Source organism: Amycolatopsis stemonae (assembly GCF_054781455.1).
Genome location: NZ_BAAGUJ010000004.1, coordinates 436,828 through 462,698, shown reverse-complemented (window position 1 = coordinate 462,698; position 25,871 = coordinate 436,828). Strand labels below are relative to the sequence as shown.

Sequence of the window (25,871 nt, the reverse complement as noted above, 5' to 3'; positions counted from 1 at the left end):
CGTTCACGAGCGGTCGGAAGGACGCCATGTCGTACGTCGAAGACCCGGGACCCGGCCGCGGTTCGGTGCCCCCGCGCGCGGCCTTCACCTCCGACGCCGCCGCGCTCTCGCTGGACGGGACGTGGAAGTTCCGCCTTTCGCCGGGCATCGCGGCCGCCCCGGACCCGGTCGACGCCGACGACTCCGGCTGGGACGAGCTGCCGGTGCCGTCGCTGTGGCAGCTGCACGGTCACGGCAGGCCTGCCTACACCAACGTCCACTACCCGTTCCCGGTCGACCCGCCGCACGTGCCGTCGGAGAACCCGACCGGCGACCACCGGCTGCGGTTCGACCTGCCCGGTTCCTGGCCTGCGGGTCCCGCGGTGCTGCGCTTCGACGGAATCGACTCCTGCGGCCGGATCTGGCTCAACGGCACCGAGCTGGGCGTCACGAAGGGCAGCCGGCTGCCGTCGGAGTTCGAGGTCGGCACCCTCCTGCGGCCGCGGGACAACGTGCTGGTCGTGCGCGTGCACCAGTGGTCGGCCGGCAGCTACCTCGAGGACCAGGACATGTGGTGGCTGTCCGGGATCTTCCGGTCGGTCACACTGCTCGCCCGACCCGCCGGCGGCATCGGCGACTACTGGGTCCGAGCCGACTACGACCACGCCACCGGGCTCGGCACGCTTCGCGTCGAGACCGGCCCGGACGTCGTGCTGGACATCCCGTCCCTGGGTGTCGCCGGGCATCCGGCGTCGGATTCGCTGACCCTGCCCGTCGAGCCGTGGAGCGCCGAGTCGCCGCGGCTGTACGAGGGCACGTTGTCCACAGCGGCCGAACGGGTGCCGGTGCGGATCGGCTTCCGGACGGTGACGATCGAGGACGGGCAGCTCAAGGTCAACGGGCGACGGCTCCTGCTGCGCGGGGTGAACCGGCACGAACACGACCCGCGCACCGGCCGGGTCGTGTCGCGCGAGACCGCGCTCGAGGACGTCCTGCTCATGAAGCGGCACAACGTCAACGCCGTCCGGACCAGCCACTACCCGCCCGACCCGGCGTTCCTCGAGCTGTGCGACGAGTACGGCCTGTGGGTGATCGACGAGTGCGACCTGGAGACGCACGGCTTCGGGCCGCTGGGGTGGGACCGCAACCCGAGCGGCGAGCCGATGTGGGCCGAGGCGTACCTCGACCGGATGCGGCGCACGGTCGAGCGGGACAAGAACCGGCCGAGCGTGATCCTCTGGTCGCTGGGCAACGAAAGCCACACCGGCGAGAACCTGGCGCGGATGGCGGAGTGGGTGCGCCACCGCGACCCGACGCGCCCGGTGCACTACGAAGGCGACCACGAGTGCTCCTATGTGGACGTCCACAGTCGCATGTACGCGACTCACTCCGAAGTGGACCGGATCGGCCGGCGCGAGGACGACAACGCGCGGCGCCGGGACCTGCCGTTCGTCCTCTGCGAATACGGGCACGCGATGGGCAACGGGCCCGGTGGACTGCTCGAGTACCGGGAGCTGTTCGAGAAGTACCCGAACTGCCAGGGCGGGTTCGTCTGGGAGTGGATCGACCACGGCCTGGCGGTTCCGGGGCACTTCGCCTACGGCAGCGACTTCGGCGAATCCCTCCACGACGGCAACTTCGTCATCGACGGCCTGGTCTTCCCGGACCGGACGCCGTCACCGGCGCTGGTCGAGTACGCGAAGATCATCGAGCCGGTCCGGGTGAGTGCCGGCCCTTCGGGCATCCGGGTGTCGAACCACTACGACTTCCTGTCCACCTCGCACCTCACGTTCACCTGGGTCCTCGAAGAAGAGGGCGTCGCGACCGCCCAGGGCGTCCTCGACGTCCCGGCCGTCCATTCCGGACAGAGCGTGTCGGTGCCCCTTCCGCCGGTGCCGCCCACCGCCGGTGAATCGTGGCTGACCGTCACGGCGTCACTGACCTCGGACACTTCGTGGGCGCAGGCCGGGCACGTCGTCGGCTGGGGCCAGCTGCCGGTTTCGCCCGCGCCACCCCGGCAGGTCCCGGCTGCGGGCGGACCGGTGGTCCGCGACGCCGGACGGCTCGTGCTGGGCGCGGGCGAATTCGACGCGGCAACGGGGTCGCTGACCACGCTCGGCGGGCACGCCGTGCAAGGACCGCGGCTCGACGTCTGGCGTGCGACCACGGACAACGACCGCGGCTCGTCGCCCGGGCGGTCCGACGCGGACCAGTGGCGAGAGGCCGGGCTGCACCGGATGCAGCACCGCGTGATCGCGGTGGACGCGGACGGCGGCGAGGTGGTCGTGCGGACCCGCGTCGCCCCGCCGGCCCAGCCGTTCGGCCTGTTCGCCGACTACACGTGGACGGCGCTCGACGACGGCCTTCGGCTGCGGGTGGAGGTGACGCCGGACGGCACGCTGCCCGGCTCCCTCCCCCGGCTCGGTCTCACGATGGCCGTGCCGTTCGGCTCGGTCGAGTGGTTCGGCGGCGGCCCGGGCGAGGCGTACCCGGACAGCCGCCAGGCGGCCCGGATCGGCCGGTTCACGAGCAGCGTCGACGACCTGCAGACGCCGTACGTGTACCCGCAGGAGAACGGCAACCGGACGGCCGTCCGCTGGGCTCGGTTCACGGATCCGGACGGCACGGGCCTCCACGTCGACGGCGACCCGGCGTTCGACTTCACGGCCCGTCGCTGGACGGCGGCCGCCCTGGAAGCCGCGCGCCACACTTCGGACCTGACCCCGGACTCGCTGGTGCACGTGACGCTGGACGTCGCCCAGCACGGGCTCGGGTCGGCGTCCTGCGGGCCCGGCGTGCTGCCGCAGTACCGGCTGGAGCCGCAGAAGACGTCGTTCACGATGGTGTTCCGGCCGGTGGCGGGTGGTGTCGCAAATTGAGACCCCGGGGCGGTCCCGGATGCGGTGTCGTGGAGGTTCCGACCGCGAACAGGAGCGTCCCGGATGTCCTCTGCCACCACGACCCCCTCGAGCGCCCGGCTGCTGGCGACCCCCGGTGCCCTGGGCCTGGCCGACCTCGTCGCGATCTTCGACGACCTCCAGTTCGCGCTGAAGTGCTGCGAACGGCTGGTCGCCGAGCTCGCCCGCCCGCGGCCCGACGCCGTGCTCGTCGAGGCGCTGTGGGTGTCGGCCCTCAACTCGTACGCGCGCTGCTTCCGCGCCGGCGACCGCGGCCTGAACCTGACCGTCGAGGACGTCAAGGCCACCGGGGTGGCGGGCGAGACCGTCGAGTGGCACGAACTGCTCGGCCGGATCCGGGACTTCTCGATCGACGGCCCGGTCAACCCGCGCGAGGCCTACTCGGTGGGCGTCTCACAATCCTCCGCCGGAGAGGCTTCGGGAGTCGTGATCACCTCGGCCGCGCGGCCGCTGGTCGACGACGTGACCGTTCGCCAGACCGGCCGTCTGGCCTTCGAGCTCAGCCGGCTGGTGGACGAGCGCATCAAGACGCACCAGCGGAAGGTGTTCGAGGCGGCTTCGCGGATGACTCCGGCGCAGCTCACGGCGTTGCCGGCCATCGAAGTCACCGAGGAGTCTCAATAAGTCGCAAAACTATGTCTCATTATTCGACGGCCGGGAGGTGGCGGTAGATCGTCGCGCGGGAGACGCCCAGTGCGGTCGCGATGTCGGCCGGGGCGTGGCCCGCGTCGTACAGGCGGCGGGCGGCCTCGATCGTCTCCGGGCTCATCACCGTCGGCCGGCCGCGGCGGGCGCGCGGGCGGTCTTCCGGCTCCACCGTGGCGTACAACCGGTCGACGCCGTCGAGGATCGCCGTGCGGAGCTCCGGCACCGGGGCGTCGGCGAACAGCACCACCGGGTCGCTGAGCATGGCGATCGCCTGGGCCGCGCGGACCCGGCCGGCCAGGTCCGCGTCCGGGCCCGCGACCAGGTGGTTCGCCTTGAGCATGCCGTCGCGGAAGCGGTCGAACACCGGCTTCGACGCGGTCAGCCCCAGGTCCCGCAGGTTCATCCGCAGCAGGTACCGGTGCGCGAGCCAGACGTCGAGCAGCCCTTCGATCGCCGCGGCGCGGGGGTCGGCGGCTTCGGCGGCCTTCGTCATCGTCGCGTCGAGGTCGTCCAGCAGTGGTTCGGCCAGCGCCGCGACGATGTCGGCCTTGCCCGGGAAGTGGTACAGCACCGCGGTCTTCGTGACGCCGACGCGTTCGGCCAGCTCCCGGACCGACACCGCGTGGAAGCCGCGCTCCGAGAACTCCTCGAGCGCGGCGCTCAGGATCTTGGCGCGCGTGTCGTCGGTCATCGCCCGAGCCTAGCCGCTTGCCTGACCGACGGACAGGAGCGTACGGTCGTGACTGACCGATGGTCAGGACCCGATGGGGGTACACCGTGAGCGAGCAGACCGTACTGATCTCCGGCGCCGGCGTCGCCGGGCCGACGCTGGCCCACTGGCTGGCCCGCGCGGGATTCCGCCCGACCGTCGTCGAGCGCGCCGCCGGGTTGCGCTCGAGCGGCAGCCCGGTGGACGTCCGCGGGCCGGCCAAGCGCGTCGCGGACCTGATGGGCATCACCGGCAAGCTGCGCGAGGCGGGGACCGACGTGACGTCGCTGAACTTCGTCGACGACGCGGGGCGGCGGACCGGCCGCGTCGCGATGGGGGCGAACGGCGACATCGAGCTGCCCCGCACCGACCTCGCGGCGATCCTCCACGAAGCCGCGCGCGACGAGTCGGAGTTCGTCTTCCACGACTCGATCGCCGAACTGCGCCAGGACGACGGCGGCGTCGACGTCACGTTCGAGCGCGGCGCCCCGCGGCGCTTCGACCTGGTGATCGGTGCCGATGGCCTGCACTCGGCGGTGCGGCGGCTGGCGTTCGGGCCCGAGCACGCGTTCGTCGAGCACATGGGCGTCTACATCGCGACGCTGCCGCTGGCCGAACCGCCGGCCGACCGCACTGGACTGACGATGTACAACTCGCCGGGCCGGGCGGTCGCGGTGCACCCGTCGCGCGGTCACGGGATCGCGGCGTTCCTGTTCCGCGGCGACGCCGTCCCGGGGTTCGACCACCGGGATTCGGCTCTGCACAAGCGAATGCTCGCCGAGGCGTACGCGGGCGCCGGCTGGCGCGTGCCGGAGTTGCTGGAGCGCGTGCGCGAGGCTGACGACCTGTACTTCGACTCGGTGAGCCGGGTGCGGATGGACCGCTGGGCGACCGGACGGATCGTGCTGGCCGGCGACGCGGCCTCGTGCGTCTCGCTCTTCGGCGACGGCTCCACACTGGCGATGGCGGGCGCGTACACCCTCGCCGAAGAACTGGGCCGCACGCCCGGCGACGCGGCCTCGGCGTTCGAACGGTACGAGACGGCGCACCGCAAGCTCGTGGAACCCCGGCAGCGCACCGTGTCCACGGCGGCCGCACTGCTGATCCCGGCCACGCGCCCAGGCCTGGCGGCCCGCAACTTCGGCACCCGCCTGCTGCCCCTGGTCACCGCCGCGCGCCGGCTGGTCCCCGCCCGCGCCGCCTAGCGGCAGACCGGCTCAGGCGCGCAGCATCGGCGGGTACAGCAGCTCCGCCCGGCCACGCCGGTAGAGCTGCGCCGGGCGGCCGCCGTCGCGGGTGGTCGTCCTGCCCGTCGGCTCCAGCAGGCCGTCGGCGCCGGTGACCTTGCGGTGGAAGTTGCGCGGGTCCAGGCGGGTGTCCCAGACCAGCTCGTACACCCGGCGCAGCTCCGCGACCGTGAACTCCGGCGCGCAGAACGCCGTCGCCAGCGGGGAATACTCCAGCTTCGCGCGGGCGCGCTCGAGGCCGTCGGCGAGGATGCGGTCGTGGTCGAACGCCAAGCGCTCGGCGCGCAGTGACCGCACGGGTGCCCAGCGGGCCTCCGCGGCGTCGGTGCCCGCACGCGGCACCGGCAGGTCCGGCGCGAGGGCCAGGTAGGCGACGGTGACCACGCGCATCCGCGGGTCCCGGTCCGGTGCGCCGTAGCCGGCGAGCTGTTCGATGTGGACGGTCCCGGGCGCCAGTCCCGTCTCCTCGGCCAGCTCGCGCCGCGCGGCGTCGGACAGGTCCTCGTCCTCCCGGACGAACCCGCCCGGCAGCGCCCACTCCCCCAGGTACGGCTCGACGCCTCGCCGCACCACCAGCGCGCACAGCTCGTCCCCGGTCAGGGTGAGCACGACGAGGTCGACGGTGACGGCGAACGGCGGGTGACCCATGCCACCACCCTACCCGCTAATCGTCAGCTTGACGACAACCCCTCCGCGCCCATATCGTCATGGCGACGATAAGAGGAGGGCCCATGGCCGACATCGACCGCCGCTTCGGATTCCGGCACCTGCGCGGGGCACCCACCGTGCACATCCGCCACTACCGCCGCGGCAAGCTCGCGCACGACGGCGTCGGGCTGTCGTTCTGGTACCGGCCGCTGACCGCGGTCGTCTCGGAGGTCCCGGTCGACGACCGCGAGCTGCCGCTGCTGTTCCACGCCCGCACCGCCGACTTCCAGGACGTCACCGTCCAGCTCGCGCTGACCTTCCGGATCGAGGACCCGGCGCTGGCCGCCCAGCGCATCGACTTCTCCATCGACCCGGACACCGGGCGCTGGAGAAGCGATCCCCTCGCCCAGATCAGCGGGCTGCTCACCGAGAACGTCCAGCAGTACGCCGTCGAGGTGCTGACCCGCATCGACCTGGCGACGGCGCTGGCCGACGGCGTCCGGGCGGTCCGCGACCGGATCCGCGCCGGGCTCGCCGAGGAGGACACGCGGCTCGCGCAGACCGGCTCGGCCGTCGTCGACGTCCGGGTCGTCGCGATCCGGGCCGAGCCGGAGGTCGAGAAGGCCCTGCAGACGACCGCGCGGGAGAAGGTGCAGCAGGAGGCCGACCGGGCGACCTACGAACGGCGCGCGCTCGCCGTCGAACGCGAGCGGGCGATCAGTGAGAACGAGCTGCAGAACCAGATCGAACTGGCCCGGCGTGAGGAGCAGCTGCTCACCCAGCGCGGCGCGAACGCGCGGCGGCAGGCCGAGGAAGCCGCGGCGGCGAGCCGGATCGAGACCGAGGCGCAGGCGTCGCGCAAGGAGCGCCTCACCCTCGTGGAGGCCGAAGGCAAGCGGGCGCTGGGCGAGGCCGAAGCGGCCGGCGAAGCGGCGCGGCTGGCGGCGTACCGCGACCTGCCCGAAGGCGTGCTCACCGGTCTGGCGCTCAAGGAACTCGCCGGGAACCTGCCCCGGATCGACAGCCTGACGGTGACGCCGGACCTGCTCGCCCCGCTGCTGACCAAGCTCGGCGTGCGGTCGTGAGCCTGGCCCCGCGCGTCGTGCTCGTGCACCGGCGCACCGAGCTGGACGAGCTGCTGGCGCGGCACGGCACGCGCGGCCAGGCGGAGTTCTTCCTCCGCACGCGCGGCCGCGACCTCGCCGAGGTGACCGAGGCCGACGCGGCCGTGCGCACGGCGCTCGCCACGGCGTCGGCGGCGATCCCGCTCGACTGGCGCCGCGGCGAGGTCGAACGCGCGGACCTCGACCGGTTCCTGTTCACCCCGGAGGACGTCGTCGTGGTGGTCGGCCAGGACGGGCTGATCGCCAACGTCGCCAAGTACCTCGACGGCCAGCCGGTGATCGGCATCGCGCCCGGCACCCCTGGCGTGCTGGTGCGGCACCCGCCGGCCGCCGTCGCGGATCTCGTGCGGAGCACGGGGGACGTCGAGCACCGGACGATGGCCGAGCTGAGCGCGGACGACGGCCAGCGGCTGCTCGCGCTCAACGAGATCTACCTGGGGCACGCCGGGCACCAGACGGCCCGCTACCGGCTGGGGGTCGGTGGCGGGCCACGGGAACGGCAGGCGTCGTCGGGAATCCTGGTCGGGACGGGCACCGGCGCCACCGGCTGGTGCGGGTCCGTGTGGCGGGAGCGGCACAGCGCCCTGCCCCTGCCCGCCCCCGGCGAGGCCCGGCTCGTCTGGTTCGTGCGGGAGGCCTGGCCGTCGCCGACGACCGGCACCGGACACACCGAAGGCGAGCTCACGGACGCGCCGCTGACGGTCGAGGTCGAGTCCGACCGCCTGGTCGCGTTCGGCGACGGCCTGGAGACCGACTCGGTCGCGCTCACCCGCGGCCAGACGGCGACGTTCGTGCCGGCGGCGAAGACCGTCCGCCTGGTGCGGTGACCGCCGGTCCGGCACACCGAGGGGGCGTGCCGGATCGGCGGTTTCCTCAGGTGCCGTACCGGGTCTTGACGATCGACGGCGTGTCGAGGTTGTGCCCCGCGTCCATGCTCTGGGCGAGCCGCAGGTACTGGCCCTCGGCCCACATCAGCGGGCCCGCGCTGCCGGTCGGGCGGCCCAGCCCGAAGCAGCCGACGTCCGCGCGGTCCCAGACCTGCTCGGGCACGAAGTACCCGTCGTTGGCCGAGTCCGCCATGGACTTCAGGTACACCGCCGCCGAGCGCCCGTTGGCCAGTTCGTACTGCCCCCGCTCCCCCGACAGCACCGGCCAGAGCCGCCCGAACCGCTGGCTGCCGTTCGCCGGCCAGCCGGTGCAGCTCGCGGTGCTCTCGCCGTAGTTGTCGTGCGGGTAGCGGTGGAAGTAGACGTCGCCGTTCGGCAGGGTCACCTGGACCGCGGAGTTGCCGTCGGACGCGGCGGCCGTCGGGGCGACCGAGTTCGCGATCGTGGCGTCGCCGGCCGGGCGGATGCCCAGGCGCACCAGGTCGAGGAAGCCGAAGTCGGTGACGTCGTGTTCGTAGAAGCACCCTTCGTCGAAGCAGATCGTGGCGCCGTCGTTGGGGTTGCCGGCGCGGTCGAGGCGTTCGTAGTAGGTGTGCCCGCCCCAGTAGCCGGACGTCGTGACCGTCCAGCCGGCCAGGGCGTTGCGCCAGGAGTCCGCGGTGGACTCCCACGACGTGGCGCTCGCCGTGTCGCCGTTGGCGCGCGCGATGGCACCCGCCGCGATCAGCCCGGCGACCTCGGCGGCCACCGACGACGGCGACTTGCCGTACTGCTCCTCCCACCGCTCGGTGGTGTCCGGTCCGCTGGCGACGATGTGGTTCGCTGTCGTCTGGACCTTGGCGTACGTCGACGCGTCGGTGACGCCGGTCAGCCAGGCCAGCAGGATCGCGTCGGCGTCCTGGTCGAGCTGTTCACAGCAGCCGAGCTGCTGGGCACTCGCGCCCGCGACGCCGGAAACCGGGCTGTAGCGCGGGAAGGAGCCCGCCGGGTACGTCGTGCCGTCGCCCGCGGTCGGGCTGCCGATCCACTGGGAGTTCCAGAGGAACTGGGCCATCCGCTTGGCCTGCGCGCTGTCGCCGGCGGCCAGGAGGCCGGTCGCCTGCTGGTAGAGGTCACGGCCCCAGACCCGGTGGTAGCCGTCGTTGAGGTGGTCGCCGTTGGTGAAGTCGCCCCACGGTGTCGCCAGGCCCGCGACGCTCGCGCCGGGGTGCTGCTTGTCCTCGGCGGTCTTCAGGGCCATCGCCGCGACGTAGTAGGCGCGACGTCGTTGCGTGTCGCCCGAGACGCTCGCGGGCGCGGCTTTCAGGCTGCCCACATAGGAATTCCAGCCACTGCGGTAGGACGTCGAGACCGCGGAGAACCCGCTGCCCAACGTGCCCGTGGCGGCCGAGGTGGCGGCCGCCGCCGTGCTGCCGTAGCCCAGTGCCACGGTGAACGTCGTGTCCGTGCCGACCGGGATCTGTCCACACTGGACGACGTTGCCCGTGCTCGAGACGTTGTCGAACTGGTTCGTCAGGTTCTTGTCCGCGCGGAGGTCGACCAGGCAGTCGCTGGCCGCGCCGCTGTAGCCGTTGTCGTGCGCGGTGAAGCCCGTCGAGACGCGCAGGGCGGAGACGACTGTGGTCGCCGTGCCGCCGAAGAGGGTCTCCGTGCCGCTCGCCAGGAGGCCGCTGCCGTCCCACCACGCGTTGTCGTTCGAGCCGCCGCCGGCCATCGACGGGTTGGCCAGGAGGTACAGCTTGTAGCTGCCGCCGTCGAGGGACTGGAAGCGGGTGTTCGTGACCAGCGTCGAACGTGCCGGGTCTGTCACGTAGTCCGTTGTGATGCGGTACTTGCCGCTCTTCGCCGTGTTCGTGATCGTGTACTGCAGGGCCTTTTCGTCGGGCATCGTCACGACGTGGTTCGTCGCGTCGCGTTCCAGGTCCACGAACGTGCTTCCGTCCGTGACGACGTACTGCATGTCCTGCATGTTCGGGACGTCTGCGCGGGGGTAGAAGACCTCCGACGTCACGCCGTCGGCGACGGTGAACCAGACTGGGCTGGTTGTCGTTGACGTGCCCAGGGCTGATTTGTTGCCGGTCGCCCACGAGGCTCCGCCGCCGCAGCAGTCCGTCGCCGTGCCGGTCGCGAGGGCCGTGCCGGGGAGGGCTCCGGCCAGGAGGAGTCCTGCTCCCGTGCAGGCCAGGATCGCTTTCCACCTGATCATCTCGGACCTCCGACGGCGTTGTCGTTAATATGTTGTGGGCCGCAACATATTGCGGGACGTTCCGGTGACAGGCAATGTCCGATCGGTCTTTATCGATTAAGTCCGTTGCCTCGTGGCCGCACCCCCGAAGCTGTGAGTGTGACTACGGCCGGCAGCACCGCGTCAAGGCGGGAAAGCGTGCCTTGACCCGGCGTTGCCGGCCGTGTTGCGGCTTCGGATCGGGGTTGCGGGGAGGGCTGGGCTGCCGCGGGTCGCGCTAGGCGTTCGCGATGCGGTCCAGCCATTCGGCCAGCAAGGTCCGCTCCGCCTCCGTCAGCGTTGTTGCGCCTTCTAGGCCTGCTCGGAGTGCGATTGCCCGCTCTGGCAGCGCTGAGTCCGGCTCCTTCTCGGCTCCGGTCAGGATTCTTGCCAGGACCGTCTCCCTCGCCGTTGACGACAGCTCCGGGTCGCGCTCCTCGGGTGGGGTTGCGATCAGGGACAGCACCACGCCCATTCCTGTGGCGTGGACCAGTTGTGCCGCGCGGTCGACACTCACCCGCAGCCTGCCCGCTGCTGCCACTCGCTCCACTATCGCGTGCAGCATTCCTTCCGCTTCGCGTGCCGCCGGTGACGTTCGGCCCGGGCGTGCGTCGCCGTACATCAGCACGTAGAACTCCGGGCGGGATACGCCGAACTCGATGTGCAGGTCCCAGCCCCTGCGGAGGTCTTCCACCGCGTCGCCCGTCGAGCCCATGGCACGCTTGCTTTTCAGGTACTCGTCGAATCCGTACGCCGCTACCGCGTCCAGCAGGCCGTCCTTGTCCCCGAAGAGGCGGTACAGCGCCGGGGGCTGGACGCCCGCCGCCGCGCTCACTGCGCGCGTCGAGAGGCCGTCGCGGCCCTCTGCCGCCAGCAGTGCGGCCGCCGCTTCGAGGATTCGCTCGCGGGTGTCCGCCGCCGTCTTCGTTGCCATGGTTCCGATGATAACAAGACCTGGGTAGCAGCCGTTCGATATCAGTGCTACCTTTACATAGGTATCGACGGAAACAGGGAGAATCCTATGCGTACCCGCACCCTCGGGCGGTCCGGTCCGGCCGTCAGCGCCCTCGGGCTCGGCCTGATGGGCATGTCCGACCTCTACGGACCCGCCGACGAAGCCGAGTCGGTCGCGACCATCCACGCCGCCCTCGATGCCGGGGTCACTCTGCTCGACACCGGTGACTTCTACGGCATGGGCCACAACGAGCTCCTGCTGCGCGACGCGCTGCGTGGCCGTGCTCGCGACCAAGCCGTGATCAGCGTCAAGTTCGGCGCCCTGCGCGGGCCCGACGGCAGCTGGCTCGGCTACGACAGCCGGCCCGAAGCCATCAAGACGTTCCTCGCCTACAGCCTGCGGCGGCTCGGCACCGACCACGTCGACGTCTACCGCCCGGCGCGGCTTGATCCCGGCGTGCCGATCGAAGACCAGGTCGGCGCGCTCGCCGAGCTGGTGCAGGCCGGGTACGTCCGCCACATCGGACTGTCCGAAGTGGGCGCGGACACCCTGCGCCGCGCCGCCACGGTGCACCCGATCTCCGACCTGCAGATCGAGTACTCGCTGCTGTCCCGCGGCATCGAGGCGGAGATCCTGCCGACCGCCCGGGAGCTGGGCATCGGCGTCACCGCGTACGGCGTGCTCTCACGCGGGCTGCTCAGCGGGCACTGGACGCCGTCGCGCGAGTTGTCCGCGGGGGACTTCCGCGGCCACAGCCCGCGTTTCCAGGGCGAAAACCTCGATCGCAACCTCGCGCTGACCGAGGCGCTCGGCAAGCTCGCCGAAGCCAAGGGCGTCACGACCGCGCAGCTCGCCATCGGCTGGGTCGCCGCGCAGGGCGAGGACGTCGTTCCGCTCGTCGGCGCCCGCACCCGTGCCCGGCTGGCCGAGTCCCTGGGCGCCGACCTCGAGCTGACGGACGACGACCTCGCCGAGATCGAGGCCGCCGTCCCGGCCGACGCCGCCGCGGGCGACCGCTACGCCGCCGCGCAGCTCCAGCTGCTGGACAGCGAAAAGTAGGTCACGGGCCTCGCACGTGGTCCACGGCCACCCGGTGGGCGAGGCGACGCAGCAGCGGGGCCGCCTCCGCCATGCACCGTGACGGGTCCGGTTCCAGGTCGGTCAGGGCGTAGGCGGCCGAGATGCCCGCGTCCGCCAGCTCCACAGCGGACAGCTGGCAGCGTCCGGACACCGCGACGCACGGAATGCCCTTCGCCGCCGCGGCGCGGGCCACCCCCGCCGGGGCCTTGCCGGACAACGTCTGGCCGTCGAGGGAACCCTCGCCGGTGACGACCAGGGCGGCGCCGGCCAGGGCCGCGTCGAACCCGAGCAGGTCGAGCAGCAGCTCGATGCCCGGGCGCATCCGGGCACCCAGCGCGGCCATCGCCGCGAAGCCCACTCCCCCGGCCGCGCCCGCGCCCGGGGACTCCGCGAACTCCGGTCCGGCGTAGGACGCCCAATGCCGCAACGCGGAGTCGAGCGCCTCGACGTCGTCCGGGGACGCGCCCTTCTGCGGGCCGTAGACGTGCGCCGCCCCGCGCGGCCCGTAGAGCGGGTTGTCCACGTCGCTCGCCAGCTCGATGTCCACTCCGGACAGGTCCACTTCGGACAGATCGAGCGAGGCGAGCCGGGACAACGCCGCGCCACCGGGCGGGAGGTCGCGGCCGGCGCTGTCCAGGAGCCGGGCACCCAGCGCGGCCAGCATGCCCGCGCCGCCGTCGGTGCACGCGCTGCCGCCGACGCCCAGGACGAACCGGCGGCGGCCGGCCAGCACCGCGGCGGAGAGCACGTCGCCCGTGCCGGCGCTGGTCGCGGTGAGCGGCGCCGGTGCGCCCGGCAGCCGGTGCAGCCCGGACGCCTCGGCCAGCTCGACGACCGCCGTATCCCCCCGCACGGCGTAGGACGCGGTCACCAGCGCGCCGGTCGGGCCGCGCGCCGGGACGCGCACGCGGCGGAACCCGGCGGCGACGGCGGCGTTGACCGTGCCGTCGCCGCCGTCCGCCACCGGGAGGGTCTCCACCGCGAGGCCGGGGTGGACGTCGGCGAGGCCCGAAGCCACCGCCGACGCCACCTCGGCCGCGGTGAGCGACCCCTTGAACTTGTCCGGCGCGACGAGGACGTTCACGCGCTCGCCTTGTACGCCCGCCAGTCGCCGACCTCCGTGATGTCCCGCAGCGCGACGTGCGAGGTGTAGGGCCGCCGCAGCAGCATGGCGAACGCCGAGCTGCCGTCGGCCAGCTCCACCACGCCCAGCTCCAGCTCGTGCGGCTCGGACGGCAGCACCCTGTCCCGCAGGTCGTCCAGCGAGACGTCGTACACCTCGCCGGTCACCTCGGCACCGCCGTGCGACACCGGGTACAGGGCCGGGCACTGGTCGCCGACGGCGTAGAACCGGTACTTCGGCGCCGTGCGCGCGGCGCCCACGAACGGCGAGCCGTCGAGCAGGTGGTGCAGCGGTTCGCCGCGCATGGCGCCGCCGTTGAAGAACATCAGGGCCACGGGGATCTCCTTAGCGGAAGAGGGCTTCGACGCCGTCGACGGCGAAGTACACCGCGAACACCAGCGCCAGCAGGGAAAGCAGCCAACCGGCCTCGCGCCACTTGCCGCGGCCGATCTTGATCAGCACGAACGCGATCAGCCCGGCGCCGACGCCGTTCGTGATCGAGTAGGTGAACGGGATCAGCGCGGCGGTGAGGAACACCGGGATCGTGTAGTCCGGGTCGTTCCACGGGATGTGGCGGCACTGCGCGACCATCATGCCGCCGATGACGACCAGCGCGGGCGCCGCGGCCTGCGCCGGGACGACCCCGGCGAGCGGGGTGAACAGCAGCGTCCCGGCGAACAGGAGCCCGGTGACGACGCTCGCGAGGCCCGTCCGGGCGCCTTCGCCGACACCGGCCGCGGACTCCAGGAACACCGTGTTCGGCGACGAACCGGTGACGCCGCCCGCGATCGCGCCCGCGCCGTCGACCAGCAGGATCCGGCCCATCCGCGGGACCTTGCCGTTCTCGGACAGCCCAGCCTCGTCGGAAACGCTGGTGATCGTGCCCATCGCGTCGAAGAACCCGGACAGCACCAGCGTGAACAGGAACACCGTCGCCGCGAGCGCACCCGCCGAGGCGAACCCGCCGAACAGGTCGATGTGGCCGAGCAACCCGAAGTCGGGCGCCGCGACGACGTGGTCGGGCAGGGCCGGGGTGGTCAGGCCCCAGCCCCCGACGCCGAACGCCTCGTGCAGCACGACCGCGAGCACGGTGGCCACCCCGATGCTGATCAGCACCGCGCCCGGGACCTTGCGGGCCATCAGCACGATCATCAGCAGCAGCCCGAAGCAGAACACGACGATCGGCCAGCCGTGCAGGTGCCCGCTCGCCCCGAGGCGCACCGGGACCGTGGTCTGCGCCGCGTCCGGCACCCGGGTCACGAACCCGGCGCTGACCAGACCGACCAGGGCGATGTAGAGCCCGATCCCCACGGTGATCGCCATCTTGAGCGGCCGCGGGATGGCGTTCATGATCCGCTCGCGCACCCCGCTGACCGCCATCAGCACGATGCAGACGCCTTCGAGCACGACCAGCCCGAACGCCTGCGCCCACGTCATCGACGGGGCCATCTGGAACGCGACGATCCCGTTGATGCCCAGGCCGGCGGCCAGCGCGAGGGGCGCGTTGCCGACGACCCCCATCAGGATCGTCATCACGGCGGCCGCCAGCGCGGTCGCCGTGGTCACCTGCGCCGCGGAGAGCCGGGCGCCGGTGATGTCGGCGGAAGCGCCGAGGATCAGCGGGTTGAGCAGCACGATGTAGGCCATCGCGACGAACGTCGTGACGCCGCCGCGGACTTCACGGCCGATCGTGCTCTGCCGGGCGCGCAGCTCGAACAGCCTGTCGAGCAACGAGCGGCGCCCGGGTGGTCCGGGTACTTCGTCGACTACTGGGGTGGGGACTTCGGTCTGGGTCATGCGTCCTGCCCTTGCCGGTGGGTGTGCTCGGCCAGGCCGAGGCACAGCGCCGTGCCTGGGCGAGCGGGACGTTCGATTCGGTGGTGCTCCGGTCAGCTGGCCTTGTGGGTCAGTAGTCGGTGCGGTCGGCCTTGTCGAGCCAAGCCGCGAAGGGGGCGAAACCGTCCTTTGCGGACAGTCGCGTCACGGGGACCGTCCAGGTGTCGCGCGGGCGGTCGAAGAGTTCGTAGAAGGCGCGGTCGTCGAAGCCGGCCTTGGCGGCGTCGTCGCGGTCGGCGGCGAAGACGACCTTGTCCACGCGCGCCCACAGCGCCGAGGACAGGCACATCGGGCACGGTTCGCAGCTGGAGACGAGCACGCAGCCGTCCAGCTTGAAGTCGCCGAGGGCCTGGCAGGCCGCGCGGATCGCGACGACCTCGGCGTGCGCGGTCGGGTCCAGGTTCGCGGTGACGCGGTTGACGCCGGTGGCGATGATCTCGCCGTCGCGCACGATCAGCGCACCGAACGGGCCGCCGCCGTTCGCGACGTTGGTCTCCGCGATGCGGACGGCTTCGTCGAGCCATCCGGTTTCGACGGACAGGGACACGGTCATCTCAGACTCCGGTGATGTGCTCGGGGCGGATGGGGACGCGCGGCAGCTCGAGGCCGGTGGCCGCGCGGATGGCGTTCGCGATCGCCGGGGTCGCCGAGATCGTCGGGGGTTCGCCGACACCGCGGACGCCGTAGGGCGCGTGCGGGTCGGGGCGCTCGAGGACGTCGACGCGCATCGGCGGCATGTCGAGGATGGTCGGGATGAGGTAGTCGGTGAACGACGGGTTCCGGACTTTGCCGTCTTCGACCAGGATCTCCTCCATCACGGCGAGGCCGAGGCCCTGCGCCGAGCCGCCGTGGATCTGGGCGACGACGGCGTCGGGGTTCATGGCCTTGCCGACGTCCTGGGCGCAGTCGAGCTGGACGACCTTGACCAGGCCGAGGTCGACATCGACGTCGACCACCGCCCGGTGGGCCGAGAAGCCGTATTGGACGTGCGCGTCGCCCTGCCCGGTCTCCGGGTCCAGGGGGTAGGTCTGGCGGTGGTGGAACTCGCGGGTCTCCTCGATCGCGGTGTCGCCGAGCAGCTCGGCCAGGTCCGCGACGACCTCGCCGTCGGCCGCGACGACCTTCCCGCCGACCAGGGACATGCCCTCACCCGGCACCCCGAGCCGCGCGTAGACGGCCTCGGCGACCGCGCGGCAGGCGTTGCGGACCGCGCCGCCGGTGACGTACGTCTGCCGAGACGCCGAGCTGGAGCCCGCGTCGCCGACGCTCGTGTCGGCCGGGTGCACGCTGACCCGGGTCAGGCCCAGCTCGGTGCGGGCGATCTGCTGCTGCAGCGTGACGAGCCCCTGGCCGACCTCGGCCGCGGCGGTGTGCACCATCGCCACCGGCTCGCCGCCGAGCACCTCCAGGCGGACGCGGGCGGTCGAGTAGTCGTCGAGGCCTTCGGCGTAGGAGATGTTCTTGATCGTGACGCCGTAGCCGACGCCGCGGACGACACCCTCGCCGTGGGTGGTGTTGGACGCGCCGCCGGGCAGCTCGCGGATGTCGCGCTCACCGGCCGGCTCCGGCGGCAGCGGCAGGTCGCGCAGCCGCTGCACCAGCTCGGCGACCGGCGCCGGGAAGTCGACCACCTGGCCGGTGACCACAGTGGACCCTTCGCTCAGCGCGTTCAGGATCCGCACTTCCGCCGGGTCCATGCCCAGCGCCGCGGCGAGCTTGTCCATTTGGGACTCGTAGGCGTAGGTCGGCTGGACCGCGCCCAGCCCGCGCATCGCACCGCACGTCGGGTTGTTCGTGTAGACGCCCCAGCCCTCGATGTGCGCGTTCGGCACGTTGTACGGGCCGACGCTGAGCGTGGTCCCGTTGCCGACCACGACCGGGGTCTTCGACGCGTACGCGCCGCCGTCGAAGTACATCCGGGCCTTGACGTAGACGAGCTTGCCGTCGCGGGTGGCGCCGTGCTCGTAGTACATCTTCGCCGGGTGGCGGTGGACGTGCCCGAAGAACGACTCGAGCCGGTTGTAGCTCATCTTCACCGGACGGCCGGTGCGCAGGGCGAGCATGCACGAGTGGATCTGCATGGACAGGTCCTCGCGGCCGCCGAAGGCGCCGCCGACGCCGGACAGCGTCAGCCGCACCTTCTCCAACGGCAGGCCGAGGGCTTTCGCCGTCTGGCGCTGGTCGACGTGCAGCCACTGGGTGGCCAGGTAGAGGTCGACGCCGCCGTCCTCGGCCGGTACGGCGAGACCCGACTCGGGGCCGAGGAACGCCTGGTCCTGCATGCCGATCTCGTAGACGCCGGAGACGACGACGTCCGCGGTGACGGTCGGGTCGCCCTTGACGATCCGCTGGTGGCGGACCAGGTTCCCGCCTTCGTGCAGCTTCGGCAGCGTGTCGTCGTGCGCGGCGCGTTCGGGGTCGGTGATCGGCTCGAGGACGTCGTACTCGACGACGATCTCCTTGAGCGCCTGCCGCGCGATCTCCGGGTGGTCGGCCGCGAGAATGGCGATCGGCTCGCCCTGGTAGCGGACCAGGTCCGCGGCCAGCGCCGGGGTGTCCTGGTACTTGAGGCCGTAGACGTTCTCACCGGGGACGTCCTCGTGCGTCAGCACCGCGTGCACGCCCGGCTGGGCCAGCGCGCGGGAGACGTCGAGGCGGACGATCCGGGCGTGCGGGTGCGGGCTGCGCAGGGTGGCGCCCCACAGCATGTCCTCGTGCCAGAGGTCCGAGCTGTAGGCGAACTCGCCGCGGACCTTCAGCGTGCCGTCCGGGCGCAGCGGGCTCTCGCCGATGCCACCCGCGATGGTGTCGTGCAGCTCCTGCGGGGAGCGGGCCGGCGCGCTCATCGGACGGCCTTCTTCGCGGCCGCGTCACGAACCGCGTCGAGGATCTTCTCGTAGCCGGTGCAGCGGCAGAGGTTGCCCGCCAGGGCCTCGCGGATCTCGACGTCGCTGGGGTCCGGGACGCGCTCGATCAGGTCGTGCGCCGCGACCAGCAGGCCGGGCGTGCAGAAGCCGCACTGGACGGCGCCGCGCTCGACGAACGACTCCTGCACGGGGTCGAGGGCCTCCCCCGCCGCCAGGCCCTCGACCGTGACGACCTCGCGGCCCTCGGCCTGCCCGGCCGCGACCAGGCACGCGCACGCCGGAACGCCGTCGAGGTACACCGTGCAGGAACCGCATTCGCCCTGCTCGCAGGCGTTCTTCGAGCCCGGCAGGCCGAGCCGCTCGCGCAGCACGTAGAGCAGGCTTTCGCCTTCCCAGACGTTGTCCGCCCGGCGGTGCTCGCCGTTGACGGTGACGTTCACGCGCACTTCGCGCTCCCTCCGCAGTATTCGGTCCAGGCCCAGGTCAGCGTCCGGCGCGCCATGACGCCCAGCGCGTGCCGCCGGTACGCGGCGCTCCCCCGGACGTCGTCGATCGGCGCGGCGGCCCCGGCGACCAGGTCGCCGAAGCGGCGCTTCACCGAGTCGTTCAGCGCCTTCGGGGCGTCCCAGTCCAGCTCGCCGGCCAGGAACTCCTCGGCTTCGAGGGCCCGGCGCGGGGTGGGTGCGGCCGAGCCGACGCCGGTGCCCACCCGCCGCTCCCGCGGGTGCAGCGCCAGCCCGAACGCCGCGACGGCGATGACCATGGCGTTGCGGGTGCCGATCTTGCTGAACTGCTGCGGCCCGGTGGCCGGTTCGAGCAGCACGGACGTGATCAGCTCGTCCGGCTCCAGGACGTTCCGCTTGACGCCCAGGTAGAAGTCCTTCGCCGCGACGATCCGGGTGCCGCGCACCGACGCGATCTCGACCTCCGCGTCCGCCGCGAGGAGCGCCGGGTGTGAGTCGCCCGCGGGCGAAGCTGCGCCGAGATTGCCCCCGATCGAGCCGTGGTTGCGGATCTGCGGGGACCCGACGGTCCGCGAGGCCATCGCGAGGCCGGGCAGCTGCGTGCCGAGTTCGGTGATGATCCGGGTGTAGGGCACGGCCGCGCCGATCCGGATCCGGCCGCCGTCGGTGCCGTGCTCGTGGAGCTCGGCCACGCGGCCGAGGTCGAGCAGGGCGGCCGGCCGGCGGTGGTCGAAGTTGATTTCGACCATCACGTCGGTGCCGCCGGCGATCGGGACCGCACCGGGGTTCGCGGCACGCGCGGCGAGCGCGTCGGCCAGCGAGGCGGGTCGGAGGAATTCCACTGTGGACGTCCTTTCGGGGCTGCTTCGGGAAGAAGTAGACACGCTCGGGTGTGGCCGGGACCACGGCAAAACCCCTGAAAGACGGGTGAATTTACGGCCCTCGTTTGTACTTTCCGACAACCGCTTGATCGACGGCGCGGAAAGGCCGCCGCGCGAGGTCGGGGTCTCGCGCGGCGGCCGTGGTCACGCGGGCGTCAGGCGGGTTCGAACTCCTTGACGGCGTCGAGCGCGGCGCCCATGGCGGCGTTGCCCTCCCGCTCGATCATGATCTCCACCAGGACCGGCCGGCTGGTGCGCTCGGCCTCCTTGCGAGCCCACTCCAGCGACGTCCGGATCTCGCCGGGCTCGAGCACGCGGGTGCCCGAACAGCCGTAGGCCTCCATGATCTTGACGTTGTCCGTGCCGTTCGCGTCGTAGTGGATGTCGACTTCGAAGTTCATGTCGTAGCCGGACTCGGCCTGGCGGATCAGGCCGAGGTACTCGTTGTTCAGCATGATCAGCACGAACCCGACGTCGTACTGGGCGGCCACCGCCAGCTCCTCGACGAGGAACTGGAACGAGTAGTCCCCGACCACGCCGACGACTTCCGCTTCCGGCTTGGCCTTCTTGACGCCGATCGCGGCGGGGATCTCCCAGCCGAGCGGGCCGGCCTGGCCGCAGACCTGGTAGTGGCGCGGCTTGTGCGCCTTCTGGAACTGGCCCGACCAGATCTGGTAGAGCCCGATCGCCGTGACGAAGTAGGTGTCCTCGCCGAAGGTTTCGTTGATCTCCTTGAAGACCCGCGGTGCCTTGATCGGCAGGGTGTCGAAGTCCTCCCGGCGGGGAAGCGCTTCCTTCAGTTCGCCGATCCGGCCGACCCACTCGCGCCTCGGTGCGGTTTCCCGTGCTTCGAGGGCCGTCAGCAGCGCGTCGAGGAACTCCCGCGTGTCCGAGACGATCCCGAGGTCGGGGCCGAACACCTTCCCCAGCTGGGTGGGCTCGATGTCGACGTGGATGAACTTCCGGTCGCCGCGGTACACCGACAGCTCGCCGGTGTGCCGGTCGCCGAAGCGCGCGCCCAGCGCCAGCACCAGGTCCGACTCCAGGAAGGCCGCGTTCGCCCAGCGCTGCGACGTCTGGATGCCCGCCATCCCGGCGAACAGCTCGTGGTCCTCGGGGAAGCTGCCCTTGCCCATCAGCGTCACCTGGACCGGGACGTCCAGGCGCTCGGCCGCGGCCCGGAGCTGCTCGCTCGCCTCGCCGAGGACGACGCCGCCGCCGGCCAGGATCAGCGGTCGTTCGGCCGCCAGGAGCATGTCGAGCGCCCGCTCGACCCGCGCGGACGCGGGCTTCACCGCCGTCACGGGCAGCGGCGAGTCGATCGAGGAGTCCCACTCGATGTCCTGCTTCTGGACGTCGATCGGGAGGTCGATGAGCACCGGGCCCGGTCGCCCGGACCGGGCGATCCGGAAGGCCTCGCGGAAGATCCACGGCAGCTGCGCGGCCTCCTTGACCTGCACCGCCCACTTCGTGACCGGCTTGGCGATCTCGACGATGTCGACGGCCTGGAAGGCTTCCTGGTGCAACTTGGTCGTCGCCGCCTGGCCGGTGATGCAGATCATCGGGATCGAGTCCGCGTGCGCGGTGTAGAGCCCGGTGATCATGTTCGTCCCGGCCGGGCCGGACGTGCCGATGGCGACGCCGACGTTGCCGTTCGTCCGGGCCCAGCCGTCGGCCATGTGCGTCGCGCCTTCTTCGTGGCGGACGATCAGGTGCTGGATCGCCCGACCCTGTAGGGCGTTATACAGCGGGAGGATCGCCGCGCCCGGGCAGCCGAAGACGGTGTCGACGCCTTCGCTTTCCAGGACGTCGACGACCGCCTGCATCGCGGGGATTCTGGGCATGTCACACCTCCGCCGGGACGCGGCCCGACAACTGTTCGACGACCTTCAGCAAGGCCGAGTGGTCCAGGGAGCCGTACCCCATGGCACGGCCGGCGGCGACGAGCTGGGCGACCAGCCCGGTCAGCGGGAGCGCGACGTCGGCCTGCCGGGCGGCGGCCAGGGCGATCCCCATGTCCTTGTGGTGCAGGTCGATCCGGAACCCGGGCGCGAACTGGCGGTCCACCATGGACCTGCGCTTGAGCTCGAGGATCCGGCTGCCCGCCAGGCCCCCGGCGAGCACGTCGAGACCGGTGGCGGCGTCCACACCGGACGCTTCGAGCAGCACGATCGCCTCGGCGACCAGGCCGTAGATCCCGCCCACGACGAGCTGGTTGGCGGCCTTCACGACCTGGCCGGCGCCGTGCGGGCCGACGTGCACGACGGTCTTGCCGACGGCGTCGAGCACGGGCTTGGCGGCGGCGAAGTCCTCTTCCGATCCGCCGACCATGATGGACAGCGACGCCTGTTCGGCACCCGCCTGACCACCCGAAACCGGCGCGTCGAGGACACGGATCTTCTTGTCCCGCGCGGCTTCCGCGACGGCGATCGACGTCTCGGGCCGGATGGTGCTCATGTCGATCAGCAGCGTGCCGGGCCCGGCGACGTCGAGGACGCCGCCCGCGGCCAGCACGACCTCCTCGACCTGCGGGTGGTTCGGCAGCATCGTGATCACGACGGCCGCCCCGGCCACCGCGTCCGCGACACTCGACGTGGCGCGGCCGCCGGCGGCCTGCAGCTTCTCCCCCGCGGCCGCGTGGACGTCGTAGCCGCTGACGTCGTGCCCGGCCGCGACCAGGTGCGCGGCCATCGGCGCGCCCATCACGCCCAGTCCGATGAATCCCAGTTTCATGCTCGTCCCCTTCGGGTTTTCGGCAGCCACTCCAGCGACGTGAGGGTGTCGGGCTCCGGGACGTACTCGATCCCGACGAACCCGTCGTAGCCGGCGTTCTGCAGCTTCGCGAGGTGTCCCTCGGTGTCCAGCGAGCCGGTGCCGGGCTGGTGGCGCCCGGGTGCGTCGGCGATCTGCACGTGCCCGATCCGGGCGATGTGCCGGGTCGCCAAGGCGTCGAGGTCGTCGCCGTTGACTGCCAGGTGGTACAGGTCGGCCAGCAGCCGCACGTTGTCGCGCCCGAGGTCGTCGAGCACGGCCACGGCGTCCGCGGCGGTCTTGAGCGGGTAGCGGTCCGCGCCGGAGAGCGGTTCGAGGACCAGCTGCGCGCCGATCTTCGCGGCGCCCTCGGCCGCGTTCGCGAGCTGGACAAGGGCCAGGTCGTCCTGCTTGCCGGGGTCCTCGCCCTCGAGCCGGTTGCCGTAGAGCGCGTTGAAGCTGCGGCAACCGGTGCGTTCGGCGATCCCGAGCGCGACGACGAGGCTGTCGGCGAACTCGGTTTCGCGCCCGATCCACGACACCAGGCCGCGCTCCCCCGCCGCCATGTCGCCGGCGTAGAAGTTCAGCCCGCGCAGCCGGACGCCGTCCAGGCTCTTCACGAACGCGTCGACCTCGTCGCGCGCGGGGGCCGCGGTGTCGAACGGCCACCAGTACTCGACGTCGGTGAACCCGGCTTCCCGCGCGGCGGCCGCCCGGTCGAGCAGCGGGACCTCCTTGAACAGGATCGACAGGTTGGCGACGTACGGCAGGGAGTGCCCTTCTTCTGGCATCGCGTCCTCAAATTTCGCTATCCGGAATTTTTCTTTCGCATATCGAGAATAGCCGCTGACCTGCGTCGCGGTCAACGCCCGGCACGACGAAGGCGCCGCGACTCGTCGAGCCACGGCGCCTTCGCGCGATCCGGGTGCCGCTACCGGTTCTGGACGTGCTGCCAGCCGAAGCGGCCCTTGATGCAGAGGTTGCCGTGCGTCACCGAGCTGTCGTGCGGCGACGTCACCTTCACGATCTCGTTGTCCTGGACGTGCAGGGTCAGGGTGCAGCCGACCCCGCAGAACGTGCAGACGGTCGTGGTCTCCGTCTGGCGCGACTCGTCCCAGGTCCCGTCCTCGCGCTTGTCGTACTCGCGCTTGAAGCTCAGGGCACCGGTCGGGCAGACCTCGACGCAGTTGCCGCAGTAGACGCAGGCGCTGTCCGGCAACGGGTTCGAGAACTCCGTCGAGATCCGGGCGTCGAAGCCGCGGCCGGCCACGCTGATGGCGAACGAGTTCTGCCACTGGTCGCCGCACGCGTCGACGCACTTGTAGCAGAGGATGCACTTCCCGTAGTCCCGGACGTACAGCTCATTGTCCACAAGGGCCGGTTGCGCCACCGTCGCCGCCTCCGGGCCGAACCGCGCCGGATCGGCGCCAGCCGAGGCCATCCACTCCGCGACGCCGGGAGTGGTCGAGAGATCCGTCGCCGAGGCCAGCAGCTCCAGCACGACCTTCCGGCTGGTGCGGGTCCGCTCGGAGTCGGTGCGCACCACCATGCCCGCCTCGGCCTTGCGGGAGCACGACGGCACCAGCGTCCGCGAGCCCTCGACCTCGACCATGCAGACGCGGCAGGCATTGGCCGGTTCGAGGGTGTCGCCGTAGCACAGCGTCGGGATGTCCTTGCCCGCCGCCGTGCACGCGTCGAGGATCGTCGAGCCCTCCGGGACCCGGACCGCCTCACCGTCCACAGTGAACTCGACCAGCCGTCGCGGGATTCCGATGTCCACAATGGTCATTGCAGCGCTCCCAGCCGGTCGATCGCGGATTCGATGGCGTTCCAGGCGGTCTGGCCGAGCCCGCAGATCGACGAGTCGCGCATCACCTGCCCGACTTCACGCAGGAGCGGACGCTCGTCCGACCCGGCGGACAGCACCCGCCGGATCGCCTCCTCCTGCCGCACGGTCCCGAGCCGGCACGGGACGCACTGCCCGCACGACTCGTCGCGGAAGAACTCCGCGATCCGGAGCAGGAACCCGCCGAGGTCGGCGAGGTCGTCGAGCACCAGCACGACCCCGGAGCCGAGCGTTGTCTTCGCCGCACGGGCATCCTCGAACGTGAGCGGCAGGTCCAGCTCGTCGGGCCGGACGAACCCGCCCGCGGCGCCGCCCAGGAGGATCGCGCGCAGGGAGCGCCCGTCGGGCACTCCCCCGGCCAGGTCGAGCAGAGACCGCAGCGTCGTGCCGAACGGCACTTCGTAGACGCCCGGCCGTTCGACGTTCCCGGACAGGCAGAACAGCTTCGGCCCGGCTGACGCCTCGGTGCCGATCGCCCGGTAGGCAGCGGCCCCCTCGGTGAGGATCAGCGGGACGTTCGCCAGCGTCTCGACGTTGTTCACCACGGTCGGCCTGCCGAACAGGCCCTGTTCGACCGGGAACGGCGGCTTCGTGCGGGGTTCGCCGCGGAAGCCCTCGATCGAGTTGAAGATCGCGGTCTCCTCGCCGCAGATGTACGCGCCCGCGCCGCGGCGGATCTCGATGTCGAACGAGAACCCCTCGTGGCCCATGATGTCCTCGCCGAGGAACCCGCGCTCGCGGCAGACCTCGAGGGCGTTGCGCAGGAGCCGCAATGCGCGCGGGTATTCGCCGCGCAGGTAGACGTAACCGTGGGACGCGCCGATCGCGTGGGCGGCGATCGTCATCGACTCCACCAGTGCGAACGGGTCGCCTTCGAGGAGCACGCGGTCCTTGAACGTGCCGGGTTCGCTCTCGTCGGCGTTGCACACCAGGTAGTGCGGCCGCACGGGCTGCCCGGCCGTCGCGGACCACTTGCGGCCGGTCGGGAACGCCGCGCCGCCGCGGCCCAGCAGGCCCGAGTCGGTGACCTCCCGGATGACCGCCGCCGGACCCATCCGCAGCGCGTTCCGCAGGGCCGCGTAGCCGCCCGTGGCGCGGTAGTCGTCCAAACTGGACGGGTCGACCACGCCGACGCGGCGCAGCAGCCGCAGTCCGTCCTTCTGGTGGATCACCGGCGGCGAGCCTTCGCCTGCGGGAGAACGCTGCGCGGCCAGCACCGCCGACGCGCCGGTCGCGGGCGCGACCAGCTCCGTCGTGGCGGGATCACCGGCTTGGAACGTCAGCGCCGCGGGGGCCCGTTCGCAGACGCCCAGGCACGGGCTGCGCAGCCACGTGACCCCGCCGCGTGCCTTCCCCGCGGCGCCGACGTGCTCGGTGAGGACGTCGCACACGGTGTCCGCGCCCTTGAGCCGGCAGGCCAGGTCGGTGCACACGTGCACTACTCGTTCAGGACGCTCGTCCAGCGCGAACAGGGAGTAGAAGCTCGCGACGCCGTACGCGTCCGCGGGTGGGACGTGCAGCGTCTCGCAGATGAGGTTGAGCGCGCCCTGGCTGATCCAGCCGACCCGGTCGTTCACCGCGTGCAGCGCGGGCAGCAGCTGGTCCCGCCCGCCACCGGCGAACTCCGCGACCGCTTCGCGTTCCTCCCGGGTCGCGACCGCGTCGAGGAGTTTGAGGTCCACCG

22 protein-coding genes are annotated in these 25,871 nt (G+C 71.9%); 6 read left to right on the top strand and 16 right to left on the bottom strand.

The window, feature by feature from the left end; all coding sequences use genetic code 11:
• Nucleotides 1-26: 26 nt before the first annotated feature.
• Both ACYVLJ_RS17915 and ACYVLJ_RS17910 read left to right on the top strand, forming a co-directional pair.
• Nucleotides 27-2,858, top strand: coding sequence for a glycoside hydrolase family 2 TIM barrel-domain containing protein (locus ACYVLJ_RS17915; RefSeq protein WP_460439441.1), 2,832 nt, complete (start codon nucleotides 27-29; stop codon nucleotides 2,856-2,858).
• Nucleotides 2,859-2,921: 63 nt separating this feature from the next.
• The gene (locus ACYVLJ_RS17910) at nucleotides 2,922-3,521 is read left to right on the top strand and encodes a hypothetical protein (RefSeq protein ID WP_460439440.1); all 600 of its coding nucleotides are present in this window, start codon (nucleotides 2,922-2,924) and stop codon (nucleotides 3,519-3,521) included.
• A 19-nt stretch (nucleotides 3,522-3,540) separates the two neighbouring features.
• Here the strand turns inward: ACYVLJ_RS17910 and ACYVLJ_RS17905 are convergent, their stop codons facing one another.
• Nucleotides 3,541-4,236 carry a TetR family transcriptional regulator gene (locus ACYVLJ_RS17905; protein ID WP_451972993.1) on the bottom strand — a complete coding sequence of 232 codons (696 nt, stop codon included), beginning with the start codon at nucleotides 4,234-4,236 and terminating at the stop codon, nucleotides 3,541-3,543.
• 86 nt (nucleotides 4,237-4,322) lie between these two features.
• On the opposite strand from ACYVLJ_RS17905, the gene ACYVLJ_RS17900 reads away from it, so the two are divergent.
• Nucleotides 4,323-5,459, top strand: coding sequence for a Rossmann-fold NAD(P)-binding domain-containing protein (locus tag ACYVLJ_RS17900; RefSeq protein WP_460439439.1), 1,137 nt, complete (start codon nucleotides 4,323-4,325; stop codon nucleotides 5,457-5,459).
• A gap of 12 nt (nucleotides 5,460-5,471) precedes the next feature.
• On the opposite strand, the gene ACYVLJ_RS17895 is transcribed toward ACYVLJ_RS17900, so the two are convergent.
• On the bottom strand, nucleotides 5,472-6,149 hold the full coding sequence (locus tag ACYVLJ_RS17895) for an NUDIX hydrolase (RefSeq protein WP_451972997.1): 678 nt from the start codon (nucleotides 6,147-6,149) through the stop codon (nucleotides 5,472-5,474).
• A gap of 83 nt (nucleotides 6,150-6,232) precedes the next feature.
• Here ACYVLJ_RS17895 and ACYVLJ_RS17890 point away from each other — a divergent pair, with 83 nt between their 5' ends.
• Together ACYVLJ_RS17890 and ACYVLJ_RS17885 are read left to right on the top strand one after the other, a co-directional pair.
• A complete protein-coding gene (locus ACYVLJ_RS17890; protein ID WP_460439438.1) occupies nucleotides 6,233-7,234 on the top strand; it encodes an SPFH domain-containing protein in 1,002 nt (333 codons plus the stop codon).
• Nucleotides 7,231-8,100 (top strand): NAD(+)/NADH kinase, encoded by an 870-nt coding sequence (locus tag ACYVLJ_RS17885; RefSeq protein WP_460439437.1) that lies wholly within the window; start codon nucleotides 7,231-7,233, stop codon nucleotides 8,098-8,100. The genes ACYVLJ_RS17890 and ACYVLJ_RS17885 overlap by 4 nt, the downstream gene beginning before the upstream one ends.
• Nucleotides 8,101-8,146: 46 nt before the next feature.
• On the opposite strand, the gene ACYVLJ_RS17880 is transcribed toward ACYVLJ_RS17885, so the two are convergent.
• Nucleotides 8,147-10,366: a glycoside hydrolase family 15 protein gene (locus ACYVLJ_RS17880; protein ID WP_460439436.1), complete on the bottom strand. Its 2,220-nt coding sequence runs from the start codon at nucleotides 10,364-10,366 to the stop codon at nucleotides 8,147-8,149.
• Between the two features lie 256 nt (nucleotides 10,367-10,622).
• Nucleotides 10,623-11,318, bottom strand: coding sequence for a TetR/AcrR family transcriptional regulator (locus ACYVLJ_RS17875; protein ID WP_460439435.1), 696 nt, complete (start codon nucleotides 11,316-11,318; stop codon nucleotides 10,623-10,625).
• A gap of 87 nt (nucleotides 11,319-11,405) precedes the next feature.
• Between ACYVLJ_RS17875 and ACYVLJ_RS17870 the strand changes: the two genes are divergently transcribed.
• The gene (locus ACYVLJ_RS17870; protein WP_460439434.1) at nucleotides 11,406-12,398 is read left to right on the top strand and encodes an aldo/keto reductase; all 993 of its coding nucleotides are present in this window, start codon (nucleotides 11,406-11,408) and stop codon (nucleotides 12,396-12,398) included.
• A gap of 1 nt (nucleotide 12,399) precedes the next feature.
• Here the strand turns inward: ACYVLJ_RS17870 and ACYVLJ_RS17865 are convergent, their stop codons facing one another.
• From ACYVLJ_RS17865 to ACYVLJ_RS17810, 12 genes are all read right to left on the bottom strand, one after another.
• Nucleotides 12,400-13,503 (bottom strand): glycerate kinase, encoded by a 1,104-nt coding sequence (locus tag ACYVLJ_RS17865; RefSeq protein WP_460439433.1) that lies wholly within the window; start codon nucleotides 13,501-13,503, stop codon nucleotides 12,400-12,402.
• Nucleotides 13,500-13,877 carry an allophanate hydrolase-related protein gene (locus ACYVLJ_RS17860; protein ID WP_451973011.1) on the bottom strand — a complete coding sequence of 126 codons (378 nt, stop codon included), beginning with the start codon at nucleotides 13,875-13,877 and terminating at the stop codon, nucleotides 13,500-13,502. Before ACYVLJ_RS17860 ends, ACYVLJ_RS17865 begins: the two co-directional genes overlap by 4 nt.
• 10 nt (nucleotides 13,878-13,887) lie before the next feature.
• A complete protein-coding gene (locus ACYVLJ_RS17855; protein ID WP_460439432.1) occupies nucleotides 13,888-15,339 on the bottom strand; it encodes an NCS2 family permease in 1,452 nt (483 codons plus the stop codon).
• A 109-nt stretch (nucleotides 15,340-15,448) separates the two neighbouring features.
• Entirely contained in the window at nucleotides 15,449-15,931 is a 483-nt protein-coding gene (locus ACYVLJ_RS17850; protein WP_460439431.1) for a nucleoside deaminase, read from the bottom strand.
• Nucleotide 15,932: 1 nt separating this feature from the next.
• Nucleotides 15,933-18,224, bottom strand: a complete 2,292-nt coding sequence (gene pucD, locus ACYVLJ_RS17845; RefSeq protein WP_451973017.1) for a xanthine dehydrogenase subunit D — start codon at nucleotides 18,222-18,224, stop codon at nucleotides 15,933-15,935.
• Nucleotides 18,221-18,691, bottom strand: coding sequence for a (2Fe-2S)-binding protein (locus ACYVLJ_RS17840; RefSeq protein ID WP_460439430.1), 471 nt, complete (start codon nucleotides 18,689-18,691; stop codon nucleotides 18,221-18,223). Before ACYVLJ_RS17840 ends, pucD begins: the two co-directional genes overlap by 4 nt.
• Nucleotides 18,682-19,551, bottom strand: coding sequence for an FAD binding domain-containing protein (locus ACYVLJ_RS17835; RefSeq protein ID WP_460439429.1), 870 nt, complete (start codon nucleotides 19,549-19,551; stop codon nucleotides 18,682-18,684). Before ACYVLJ_RS17835 ends, ACYVLJ_RS17840 begins: the two co-directional genes overlap by 10 nt.
• 194 nt (nucleotides 19,552-19,745) lie before the next feature.
• Nucleotides 19,746-21,434: a glyoxylate carboligase gene (gene gcl / locus ACYVLJ_RS17830; RefSeq protein WP_460439428.1), complete on the bottom strand. Its 1,689-nt coding sequence runs from the start codon at nucleotides 21,432-21,434 to the stop codon at nucleotides 19,746-19,748.
• A 1-nt stretch (nucleotide 21,435) separates the two neighbouring features.
• Nucleotides 21,436-22,323 carry an NAD(P)-dependent oxidoreductase gene (locus tag ACYVLJ_RS17825; protein WP_460439427.1) on the bottom strand — a complete coding sequence of 296 codons (888 nt, stop codon included), beginning with the start codon at nucleotides 22,321-22,323 and terminating at the stop codon, nucleotides 21,436-21,438.
• Complete coding sequence (locus ACYVLJ_RS17820; RefSeq protein ID WP_460439426.1) at nucleotides 22,320-23,132, bottom strand: hydroxypyruvate isomerase family protein; 813 nt, start codon at nucleotides 23,130-23,132, stop codon at nucleotides 22,320-22,322. The genes ACYVLJ_RS17825 and ACYVLJ_RS17820 overlap by 4 nt, the downstream gene beginning before the upstream one ends.
• 140 nt (nucleotides 23,133-23,272) lie before the next feature.
• Nucleotides 23,273-24,130: a 2Fe-2S iron-sulfur cluster-binding protein gene (locus tag ACYVLJ_RS17815; protein WP_460439425.1), complete on the bottom strand. Its 858-nt coding sequence runs from the start codon at nucleotides 24,128-24,130 to the stop codon at nucleotides 23,273-23,275.
• Complete coding sequence (locus ACYVLJ_RS17810) at nucleotides 24,127-25,869, bottom strand: NAD(P)H-dependent oxidoreductase subunit E (protein ID WP_460439424.1); 1,743 nt, start codon at nucleotides 25,867-25,869, stop codon at nucleotides 24,127-24,129. The genes ACYVLJ_RS17815 and ACYVLJ_RS17810 overlap by 4 nt, the downstream gene beginning before the upstream one ends.
• Nucleotides 25,870-25,871: the final 2 nt, after the last annotated feature.

Bases quoted from the DNA above. Each gene is read 5' to 3' on its own strand.
- ACYVLJ_RS17915 (WP_460439441.1), top strand. From the start codon at position 27: ATGTCGTACGTCGAAGACCCGGGACCCGGCCGCGGTTCGGTGCCCCCG.
- ACYVLJ_RS17910 (WP_460439440.1), top strand. From the start codon at position 2,922: ATGTCCTCTGCCACCACGACCCCCTCGAGCGCCCGGCTGCTGGCGACC.
- ACYVLJ_RS17905 (WP_451972993.1), bottom strand. From the start codon at position 4,236: ATGACCGACGACACGCGCGCCAAGATCCTGAGCGCCGCGCTCGAGGAG.
- ACYVLJ_RS17895 (WP_451972997.1), bottom strand. From the start codon at position 6,149: ATGGGTCACCCGCCGTTCGCCGTCACCGTCGACCTCGTCGTGCTCACC.
- ACYVLJ_RS17890 (WP_460439438.1), top strand. From the start codon at position 6,233: ATGGCCGACATCGACCGCCGCTTCGGATTCCGGCACCTGCGCGGGGCA.
- ACYVLJ_RS17880 (WP_460439436.1), bottom strand. From the start codon at position 10,366: ATGATCAGGTGGAAAGCGATCCTGGCCTGCACGGGAGCAGGACTCCTC.
- ACYVLJ_RS17875 (WP_460439435.1), bottom strand. From the start codon at position 11,318: ATGGCAACGAAGACGGCGGCGGACACCCGCGAGCGAATCCTCGAAGCG.
- ACYVLJ_RS17870 (WP_460439434.1), top strand. From the start codon at position 11,406: ATGCGTACCCGCACCCTCGGGCGGTCCGGTCCGGCCGTCAGCGCCCTC.
- ACYVLJ_RS17855 (WP_460439432.1), bottom strand. From the start codon at position 15,339: ATGACCCAGACCGAAGTCCCCACCCCAGTAGTCGACGAAGTACCCGGA.
- ACYVLJ_RS17850 (WP_460439431.1), bottom strand. From the start codon at position 15,931: ATGACCGTGTCCCTGTCCGTCGAAACCGGATGGCTCGACGAAGCCGTC.
- pucD (WP_451973017.1), bottom strand. From the start codon at position 18,224: ATGAGCGCGCCGGCCCGCTCCCCGCAGGAGCTGCACGACACCATCGCG.
- gcl (WP_460439428.1), bottom strand. From the start codon at position 21,434: ATGCCCAGAATCCCCGCGATGCAGGCGGTCGTCGACGTCCTGGAAAGC.
- ACYVLJ_RS17825 (WP_460439427.1), bottom strand. From the start codon at position 22,323: ATGAAACTGGGATTCATCGGACTGGGCGTGATGGGCGCGCCGATGGCC.
- ACYVLJ_RS17820 (WP_460439426.1), bottom strand. From the start codon at position 23,132: ATGCCAGAAGAAGGGCACTCCCTGCCGTACGTCGCCAACCTGTCGATC.
- ACYVLJ_RS17815 (WP_460439425.1), bottom strand. From the start codon at position 24,130: ATGACCATTGTGGACATCGGAATCCCGCGACGGCTGGTCGAGTTCACT.